The organism is Neorhizobium sp. SHOUNA12A (genome assembly GCF_023006505.1).
GTDB lineage: Bacteria > Pseudomonadota > Alphaproteobacteria > Rhizobiales > Rhizobiaceae > Neorhizobium.
Genome location: NZ_JALBGV010000070.1, coordinates 23,983 through 32,685 on the forward strand (window position 1 = coordinate 23,983; position 8,703 = coordinate 32,685).

General features: G+C 63.0%; 10 protein-coding genes. 7 read left to right on the forward strand and 3 right to left on the reverse strand.

Translation table 11 applies throughout. The annotated features are described in order from the left end of the window. Positions 1 to 68 precede the first annotated feature (68 nt). From MOV63_RS24560 to MOV63_RS24585, 6 genes are all read left to right on the forward strand, one after another. Positions 69 to 497 carry a hypothetical protein gene (locus MOV63_RS24560; protein ID WP_247037822.1) on the forward strand — a complete coding sequence of 143 codons (429 nt, stop codon included), beginning with the start codon at positions 69 to 71 and terminating at the stop codon, positions 495 to 497. A gap of 10 nt (positions 498 to 507) precedes the next feature. Further along, the gene (locus MOV63_RS24565) at positions 508 to 2,121 is read left to right on the forward strand and encodes an AMP-binding protein (protein ID WP_247037824.1); all 1,614 of its coding nucleotides are present in this window, start codon (positions 508 to 510) and stop codon (positions 2,119 to 2,121) included. A 71-nt stretch (positions 2,122 to 2,192) separates the two neighbouring features. Continuing rightward, positions 2,193 to 2,618, forward strand: coding sequence for an organic hydroperoxide resistance protein (locus MOV63_RS24570; protein ID WP_038546940.1), 426 nt, complete (start codon positions 2,193 to 2,195; stop codon positions 2,616 to 2,618). Next, entirely contained in the window at positions 2,618 to 3,793 is a 1,176-nt protein-coding gene (locus MOV63_RS24575; RefSeq protein ID WP_247037826.1) for a thiolase family protein, read from the forward strand. Before MOV63_RS24570 ends, MOV63_RS24575 begins: the two co-directional genes overlap by 1 nt. Further along, positions 3,793 to 5,037 (forward strand): SDR family NAD(P)-dependent oxidoreductase, encoded by a 1,245-nt coding sequence (locus MOV63_RS24580; protein WP_247037828.1) that lies wholly within the window; start codon positions 3,793 to 3,795, stop codon positions 5,035 to 5,037. Before MOV63_RS24575 ends, MOV63_RS24580 begins: the two co-directional genes overlap by 1 nt. Continuing rightward, positions 5,034 to 5,825 carry a cyclase family protein gene (locus MOV63_RS24585; RefSeq protein WP_247037830.1) on the forward strand — a complete coding sequence of 264 codons (792 nt, stop codon included), beginning with the start codon at positions 5,034 to 5,036 and terminating at the stop codon, positions 5,823 to 5,825. The genes MOV63_RS24580 and MOV63_RS24585 overlap by 4 nt, the downstream gene beginning before the upstream one ends. On the opposite strand, the gene MOV63_RS24590 is transcribed toward MOV63_RS24585, so the two are convergent. Next, on the reverse strand, positions 5,804 to 6,346 hold the full coding sequence (locus tag MOV63_RS24590; protein ID WP_051899885.1) for a winged helix DNA-binding protein: 543 nt from the start codon (positions 6,344 to 6,346) through the stop codon (positions 5,804 to 5,806). The genes MOV63_RS24585 and MOV63_RS24590 overlap by 22 nt on opposite strands. Before the next feature lie 98 nt (positions 6,347 to 6,444). On the opposite strand from MOV63_RS24590, the gene MOV63_RS24595 reads away from it, so the two are divergent. Then, positions 6,445 to 7,251, forward strand: a complete 807-nt coding sequence (locus MOV63_RS24595; protein ID WP_247037832.1) for an aspartate/glutamate racemase family protein — start codon at positions 6,445 to 6,447, stop codon at positions 7,249 to 7,251. 6 nt (positions 7,252 to 7,257) lie between these two features. Here the strand turns inward: MOV63_RS24595 and MOV63_RS24600 are convergent, their stop codons facing one another. Both MOV63_RS24600 and MOV63_RS24605 read right to left on the reverse strand, forming a co-directional pair. Then, the gene (locus MOV63_RS24600) at positions 7,258 to 8,184 is read right to left on the reverse strand and encodes an NADP-dependent oxidoreductase (RefSeq protein WP_247037834.1); all 927 of its coding nucleotides are present in this window, start codon (positions 8,182 to 8,184) and stop codon (positions 7,258 to 7,260) included. A 27-nt stretch (positions 8,185 to 8,211) separates the two neighbouring features. Next, positions 8,212 to 8,703 (reverse strand): HpcH/HpaI aldolase/citrate lyase family protein (locus MOV63_RS24605; protein WP_247037836.1); only part of this gene is annotated, 492 nt, incomplete at its 5' end.

Sequence of the window (8,703 nt, forward strand, 5' to 3'; positions counted from 1 at the left end):
CAATTATTTTATGCTTAAAATGTCTTTTAGGAAAATGACGCCTCAACGCGACTGAAAGAGGGACGCTCATGATCGATCCGCATTGTCATTCCAGCAGCATCATGGTGGAGCGCCCGGCGGCGGTCGCCTTCGAACTGATGTCGGACGGGCTGAAACAGGGCCAGTGGGCGTGGGGGAGCCTCAATCGCGCGGAGGTGGAGCCAGGCCTCTTCTGCGGCACCTCGACCTTTTCTGGAAAACAGACATTCGTGCGGCTCAATGTCGATCGCTCCCGCTTCCAGGTGGATTATGAAGTCGGTGCGGCCAAGGAAGCCATGCAGTTCCGCAACATGTCTCGCGTCATCCCGGGCGAACTCCTGCGCATGGGGCCGGACAAGTGCGTGGTGACGTTGCTGACCTGGCGGCTGGAGACGCAGACGGATGCGGAGTGGATTCAGTTCGGCACGATTCATGAGGCGGAGATGTTCCTGATCAAGGGCATTCTGGAACGGGCATAAGGACAGAGCCATGCATTCTCCCTATCTCTTATTCGAGAACCAGGCGCTGAAAACCCCGGCCGCGCCGATGCTGATCGCGCCGGCCAGCGCCAAACTGCCTTATGCGCCCGAGGGCTTTCGCCACAGCTACGGCGAGGTCTTTACCCGCGTCGGTCTTCTGAAGCAGAAGTTCGCGGCGGCAGGATATGGGATCGGCGCTCGGGTCGCCCTCCTCCTCGAAAACCGTCCGGAATTCTTCGATTACTGGCTGGCGCTGAACGCGATCGGCGTCTCGATCGTGCCGATAAATCCCGACCTGCGCCGCGACGAGCTGCTCTTCCAGCTCGACATGGCCGAGGCTCCGTTGATGGTCGTCATCCGCGAGCGGCTGGATGATCTGCGGGATATCTCGCCCAGCAAGGTGAGGGTGATCGCTGCCGGCGACGACATTCCGCCTTCACCGGAAACACGCGAGGCGCGGCCCGGCGGCCCGGATGCCGAATGCGCGCTGCTGTTTACCTCCGGCAGCACCGGCAAGCCGAAGGGCTGTATCCTTTCGAATATCTATTTCATCGGCATCGCCGAATGGTACACGACGCAGGGCGGCATCGCCGAAATGGGCGAGGGAGCCGAAGTGGCGCTGACGCCGTTGCCGATGTTCCATATGAACGCGCTTGGCTGCACGGCTGTTGGCATGATCATGAAGGGTGGCGCGATCGTGCCGCTCGACCGGTTCCATTCGAGCAGCTGGTGGGCGTCGATCGCCGATTCCGGCGCGACGATCATTCATTGCCTCGGCGTCATCCCAGCGATCCTGCTGCAGCTCCCGACCGTCGAAGCAGAGCGGGCACACAAGGTGAAATTCGCGCTGGGACCGGGCGTCGATGCCCGGCACAAGATCGAATTCGAGAAGCGCTACGGCATCCCGATCGTCGAAGCCTGGGCGATGACCGAAACCGGCGGCCGGGCAGTGACCACCACCGCGGCGGACGACTATACGCCAGGCCTGCGCTGCATCGGCCGGCCGCGTGCCGGCATGGATTTTCGGATCGTCGATGATGCCGGGAACGATGCGGAACTCGGCAAGCCGGGAGAACTGCTGGTGCGTGCCCAAGGTGCGAACCCGCGCGACGGTTTCTTCAGCGGCTATCTCAACGATGAGAAGGCGACTGAAGAGGCCTGGGAAGGCGGCTGGTTCCATACCGGCGACGTCGTTTATGCCGACGAAAAGGGGCTTCTTTATTTCTTCGACCGCAAGAAGAGCATCGTACGGCGCAGCGGCGAGAACATCGCGGTGCTGGAAGTGGAGGCGGCCCTTGCCAAGGATCCGGCGGTCAAGGCATCCGCGGTGACGCCTGTGCCGGACGATCTGCGCGGCGAAGAAGTTTTTGCGTTTATCGTCGAGGGCGAGGTCGCCGGAGCGGGCGAGCCGGCCGAGAAGGCGAAGCGGATGATCGAGGCCGCCGGCGCCCATATCGCCTATCACAAACTTCCCGGCTACGTGGTCTTCGTCGAAAGGCTGCCGGTGAGCTCGACGCAGAAGCTGCAGCGCGGCGAGATCAAGACGATGGCCGCGAAGGCGGTCGAGGAAGGCTCGGCCATCGACCTCAGGAAGCTGAAGGCGTCGATCCGCAAGGCCGGATGAACTCCCTTACGGTTCCTCGTCAGTTCTGATATAGCATAAACCACAGCTTAAATCACGATATGGAGGCGCGCATGACCCCGGAAAAGATTCTCTATGAGACGTCCGTTACCGCGCATGGCGGCCGGGAAGGAAAAGCGCAGAGCGCTGATGGCAGTTTCGCGGTCAATCTTTCGGTGCCAAAAGGGCTCGGCGGCCCGGGGGGCGAGGGGACCAATCCGGAGCAGTTATTTGCGGCCGGTTATGCGGCCTGCTTCCTCGGTGCTGTGAAACTCGTGGCGCGAACCAGCAAGATCGCGCTGCCGGACGACGTCTCGATCACCGCCAAGGTCGGTATCGGCCCGGTGCCGGTCGGTTACGCGCTGGCGGTCGAACTGGTGGCGTCCCTTCCCGGCATCGAGCGCTCGGTCGCAGAAGAGATCGTCGCCGGTGCGCATCAACGTTGCCCCTATTCCAATGCGACGCGCGGCAATGTCGACGTCAAACTGACGGTGGCCTGATGGTCGTCTCCCGCGCGCGGCAATCTTATGACGGCGTGGTTCTGGCGGTACCGGTGACGGTGCCCTACCAGCGCTATTCCATCGAGACCGCGCATTGGTGGATGGGCAAGGCGCTCAGGGCGCTCGCGGAAGGTGCTGGCATCAGCCACCGGGATTTCGATGGCTTTTCGGTCGCAAGCTTCACCATGGGGCCGGATGCGGCGATCGCGCTCACCCAGCATTTCGGGCTGTCGCCACGCTGGCTCGATCATTTGCCGATGGGCGGCGCCGCCGGCATCGCCTCGATCCGCCGCGCGGCGCGGGCGGTGCAGGCGGGCGATGCGGATATCGTCGCCTGCGTCGCAGCCGACACCAATCAGGTCGATACGTTCCGCAAGACGCTCGCCAACTTCTCCCGCTTTGCGCAGGACGCTTCCTATCCTTATGGCGCCGGTGGTCCCAATGCGAGTTTCGCATTGATCGCACGCCACTACATGGATCGCTACGGCGCCACTCGGGAAGACTTCGGCAAGCTTTGCGTCGCCCAGCGCGACAATGCGCTCAAAAACCTCGATGCGCTGATGAAGAAGCCGCTGACGCTCGAGCAATATATGTCGGCGCGACCGATCGCCGAGCCGTTCCATCTGTTCGACTGCGTCATGCCCTGCGCCGGCGCGGAGGCCTTTCTGGTGATGCGCGAGGAGACGGCCGTTTCGCTCGGGCTTCCCTTCGTCCGGCTGCTGTCGGCGATCGAGCGGCACAACGCGTTTGCCGAGGATCCGGTGCAGGTGCGCGGGGGCTGGGTGGTCGATTGCGACGAGCTTTACGGCATGGCCGGTTCGGCGCCGGACGACATGGATTTTGTCCAGACCTATGACGACTACGCAGTGATCTCGATGATGCAGTTCGAGGACCTGGGTTTCTGCGCCAAAGGCGAGGGGCCGGATTTCGTGCGCCAACACACGTTCACGATCGACGGATCCTTTCCGCACAACACGTCCGGCGGCCAGCTTTCGGTCGGCCAGGCGGGGGCCGCCGGCGGGCATCTCGGGATTACTGAAGCGATGCGCCAGCTTCTGGGGACAGCACAAGGCAGGCAGGTCGGGGACGCGAAACTCGGGCTGGTTTCAGGTTTCGGCATGATCAACTACGACCGCGGGCTCGCCTCTGCGGCCGCCATTCTGGCGAGGGCGTGATGACCGAACCCTTCCTTAAACCGAAGCGAAAGAACCCGCTCGCCCGCACCACTCAACCGTTGCTGCCGCCTCAAGCACGCAGCCGCAAGGCGCACGGGCTGACGCTTGCTGCCGCGACCGGCCGTTTCATGCTGCAATGCTGCGGCGAATGCGGACGCTACACCTATCCGGCGCGCGAAGCCTGCCCGAATTGCCTTTCGTCAGACCTGCCGTTCCGGGAAGCGCCGACAGGTGGTCTGCTGCTCTCGGAGACCCGCATTGAAGTGACCAGCGATCCTTATTTTCGCGAGCACATGCCTTGGCGCACCGGGCTGGTTCAGCTCGATTGCGGGCCGATTGCCGTCGTGCATCTGCATGGCGATTGCGGCGGGCTTGGTAGTCGGCTCAAGCTTTCCCTGCAGCTGGACCGGGCCGGACAGGCCGTGTTCTTTGCCAAGCCCGTTTCGGAGACGCCGCACATGGAAGACGATCCCCAATGGTGTGAGATGACCGCCGATCCAAAGCACCGCCGCGTTCTGATCACCGATGGGCGCAGCCCGCTTGCATTGCCGCTGGCGCAGGCTCTTGGGAAAGCGGGAGCGGCCAAGATCTTTGTCGGGGTGACAGATCGCTGGAAACCTTTTGACCAGCAGGCGTCGCTGGAGGCGATCGAAGGTGTCGAATTCCTCGATCTGGACCTGACCAGCGAACGTTCGGTGCAGGAGCTGTCGATGGATATTGGCGCCAAGGTGGAGATCCTGATCAACACCGCCGATCACGTCCGGCCGGCGCATCTCTTCGATGTGGGTGCGGCCAATATAGCGCGCGAGGCGATGGATCATACGGTAATGGGACTGATGCGTCTTGCCCAGGCCTTTGGCCCGGTGATGCGCTCCCGCGGCGCCGATGGCGCGGCTGGGGCCGTTGCCTGGGTCAACGTGCTCTCGGTCCACGGACTCAGCAATGCGCCGCAGTCCGGCGTCCATTCCGCCGCGCATGCCGCGTGCCTGTCGCTGTCGCAATGGCTGCGTACCGAGCTCAGGCCGGGCGGTATCCGGGTCATCAATGCATTCGCCGGACCGCTCGATACGGAATGGTTCCAGACGGTGCCGCCGCCGAAGGTGGTGCCAAGGGCTCTGGCCGATGCGGTTCTCGACGGATTGAAGTGCGGATTGGAAGATATTTACGTCGGCGATGTCGCCAAGGACATCGAGGCGCGGCTGTTCGACAATCCGAAAGCCGTCGAGCGGGAGGCCGGCCAATGAGCGGCGATATTCTGGGCAAATTCGCTGGAGCATTGGCGAGCGGTGCGGTTCGCGTCGTTGACCTTACCCATACCCTGTCTCCGGATTTTCCGGTCATCGTCATGCCGCCGGAACTGGGGCAATCCGCGCCGTTCCGGATGGAGCGGATTTCGCATTACGACGGTGGCGGGCCGGCGTGGTATTGGAACAACCTCTCCTTCGGCGAGCACACCGGCACGCATTTCGATGCGCCGATCCATTGGTATACCGGCCGCGACCTGCCGCTCAATTCCGTTGATACGCTGCCGCCGGCCGATATGATCGCGCCGGCCTGCGTGATCGATTGCTCCCAACAGGTGGCCGAGGATGCGGATTTCCTGCTGACGGTTGCGGATGTCGTGAAGTGGGAAGAACAGCATGGCCGCATTCCGCCGCGATCCTGGGCCTTCTTGCGCACCGACTGGTCGAAAAAGTCAGGTGCCGCCTATGCCAATCTGCAGGCAGACGGCGCCCATACGCCCGGACCAGATGCGGAGGTGATGCGCTTTCTGGTGGCGGAGCGGGATATCATCGGCTTCGGCACCGAGACGATCGGCACGGATGCCGGCCAGGCGGGACATTTCTCGCCGCCCTATCCGGCGCACCATTACCTTCACGGCGCTGGGCGTTACGGGCTACAATGCCTCACCAATCTCGACCAGCTTTCGCCCATGGGTGCGATGATCGTTGCAGCTCCGCTTAAAATCCAGAACGGTTCGGGCAGCCCGCTGCGCGTTCTGGCGCTGGTTCAGGAGCGCTCGACGGGATGAGAGCCGCTCGCCACCCGCCGGGCGGCAGTGTCGTAGAAGCTCGTGAGCAATTCCAGCATTTCCGTCGCTTCCCCGAGCCCCTGTTCCGCGCGTTCCATTTTCTGGATCAGCGACACGAGAAGCTGCCGCCGCAGAGCCCGATAATCCTGGGTGAGCTTGGTGCCCTTGCGGGTCGGCGTGTAGAGCGTGTCCTTGCGGGAGCGGCCTTTGACGCGTTCGATGAGCTGCAGGGTCTGGAGCTTCTTGATCGCATACTGAATGTTGGCGGTGTCGTCGCGGCCGAGCAGACGGGAAATTTCGCCAAGCCCTTTCGGCTTGTTACGGTAACGGATCGTGTGCAGGATAGCGGTATCGAGACCGCTCAGGCCGGAGCCCGCAAGTTCGCTCGAGCATTCCGACTGCCAGCGCAGGAAGGCGGCGGAAATCCGCCACAGCGACCATTCGAATTCGGTGAGGGCGGCTTCCGACATTTCGAGGGCCGTATCGCTCAGCGGGTTTTCGGGCGTGGCAGGCGATATCATGGGGCTCTCCGGGTTGTAATTGCGTCGCGAGTAAAGCCTTAAATTCTAGTTTTGACGAGTGCGAAACCGCATACGAAAGCGGACCAAACGAGGGAAATATGCGCATCTTCTGGCAGAGCTTCATCGATGCGACTGCAAGCGCCGCTTATATGACGCGGCTCTCGGATTATCTGAACGGTATTGCCGAGCCCGGCACGACAGTGGACGTCTTCGGCATCAGCCCTCCGGACCGTCATTTCGGGCGGCTGGCGGAATTCCGTTGCGCGGCGATCGCGATCGACAACGGGCTGGAAGCGGCGAGCCGCGGATATGACGCGGTCGTTATCGGCCATTTTCAGGATCCGGGCCTTTATGAGCTCAAGTCGGCACTGACCATTCCCGTGATTGGCGCCGGCGAGGTCTGCATGCATTACGCCGCGCGGCTCGGCCGGCGCATGGCACTGGTCACCCTCGATGACGTCTTTCAGACCTGGCATTACGAGCAGGCCGATCTCTACGGCCTCGGCGGTCGGGTGAAGCATGTCGTCGGCATGAACTGCGAGCCTTCGGATTTCAGCGCTGCCTTTGCGGGAGACGACGAAGCGCGGCGGCGGATGCTTGCCAATTTCACCGCCTGCGCCGAGCCGCTGGTGCGCGATGGCGCCGACGTCGTGGTGCCGGCGGGCGTCCTGCCGGGCCTCCTGGTCGGCAGCGAATACGGGTTCAAGGTGTTGCATGCGCCGGTCGTCAACACGGCGGCGGTGGCGCTGAAGAGCGCCGAGATGGACGTGCGGCTGCAGAAGATCAACGGCATCGAGGTAAGCCGGGGGCCGTTCTGTTCGCTCGCCAACGCGCATGCGATCGAAGATTTCCGGACTTTCGTTGCCAACGGCCGTCAGGCGCCGCTGTTTCCGAGCGGCGCTTGAGAAACGTCACATCGTCAGCATCAGGCGCCCGCGCGAGATGGCGCCTTTTTCCATCAGGAGGTGGGCTTCGGCGGCCTCCGACAAGGGCATGGTGCGGGCGACCTGGGGCTTGAGTAGGCCGGCGCCGGCGAGATCCATCATACCTTGAAGCGCCGACTTATCGTCGGTGATTATTGCGCGGGTGACCTTGACGCCGAATTCCTCACCGCGGTCCCGGATCGGATCGGCGACCAGCCAGACCATATGGCCGCCCTTTTTCAGCACCTTGTAAGACTTGTCGTGGACTTCGCCGCCCATCAGTTCGAAGACGATGTCCTGATCGGTGAGGATCTCGGAGAAATCCTCCTCGTCATAGGCGACGACGCGGTCGGCGCCGAGGCCGAGGACATAATCGCGGTTCGTCGAGCGGCAGGTGGCGGTGACATGGGCGCCGAGATGGTGGCAGAGCTGGACGAGCAACCCGCCGACCGCACCGGAACCGGAATGTATGAGAACCTTGTCGCCGGATTTGACTTCCACGGTGCGCACCGCAATCCAGGCGCTGAGGCCGGCATTGGTGAGTGCCACGGCGTCGATGGTCGAGAGGCTGTCTGGAATTTTGACAGCATGCTTTTCATCGACGGCGATCATTTCCGCATAACCGCCCTGGGCAAAGACGCCGGCCATGACAGCAACCCGCTCGCCGATCTTGAATTCCATCACACCGTCGCTGACGGAAACCACCGTGCCGCCGCCGTCACGGCCGGGCACGCTCGGCATCGGCAGGGTGAAATGGTTCTGCAAATGCCCGGCGCGAAGCTTCCAGTCGAAAGGCGTGACGCTGGCGGCCTCGAGCTTCACCAGGATCTGGCCCGGTCCGGCGACCGGATCGGGCAGGTCGACATAGTGCATCACATCGGCGGGGCCGTGTTCGCTGTACTGGATGGCTTTCACGTCGTCACTCCTGGAAGTCGATGGGGCTTATGCGGAGCGCGCGGCGGCGACGTCGGCAGCGATGCCAGCGCCGAGAAACCTCGTATCGCTGGAGAGCAGATAGAAGCTGATGCCTGCCTCCGACCATTTGCCGATGTCATCGGCGGAGGGGCGGAATATGCCGACGGCCTTGCCTGCCTTGCGGGCGGCTTTGGTGATCTTGAAAATGGCCGCGTCCAGCTTCTCGGCTCCATCCGGCCCTATCGCGCCGATTGAAACGGAGAGGTCGCCGGGGCCGATGAAGACCACGTCGACGCCTTCGACGGCGACGATCTCCTCGACATTGGCGAGTCCTTCGGCGGTCTCGATCTGAATTGCGAGGACAAGGCTTTCATTCGCCGACTTCAGATAGTCGGGAATGCGGTAGCCGTAGCCGGCGGCGCGGCCGGGTCCGACACCGCGTTCGCCGATCGGCGGATAGCGGGTTGCCAGTACGGCGGCCTTGGCCTGGGCGGCGGTCGAGACGCGCGGCACCAACAC

Excerpts from the sequence above, each read along its gene's own strand:
- MOV63_RS24595 (WP_247037832.1), top strand. The coding sequence starts at position 6,445 with ATGCGCATCTTCTGGCAGAGCTTCATCGATGCGACTGCAAGCGCCGCT.
- MOV63_RS24560 (WP_247037822.1), top strand. The coding sequence starts at position 69 with ATGATCGATCCGCATTGTCATTCCAGCAGCATCATGGTGGAGCGCCCG.
- MOV63_RS24590 (WP_051899885.1), bottom strand. The coding sequence starts at position 6,346 with ATGATATCGCCTGCCACGCCCGAAAACCCGCTGAGCGATACGGCCCTC.
- MOV63_RS24565 (WP_247037824.1), top strand. The coding sequence starts at position 508 with ATGCATTCTCCCTATCTCTTATTCGAGAACCAGGCGCTGAAAACCCCG.
- MOV63_RS24570 (WP_038546940.1), top strand. The coding sequence starts at position 2,193 with ATGACCCCGGAAAAGATTCTCTATGAGACGTCCGTTACCGCGCATGGC.
- MOV63_RS24585 (WP_247037830.1), top strand. The coding sequence starts at position 5,034 with ATGAGCGGCGATATTCTGGGCAAATTCGCTGGAGCATTGGCGAGCGGT.
- MOV63_RS24580 (WP_247037828.1), top strand. The coding sequence starts at position 3,793 with ATGACCGAACCCTTCCTTAAACCGAAGCGAAAGAACCCGCTCGCCCGC.
- MOV63_RS24575 (WP_247037826.1), top strand. The coding sequence starts at position 2,618 with ATGGTCGTCTCCCGCGCGCGGCAATCTTATGACGGCGTGGTTCTGGCG.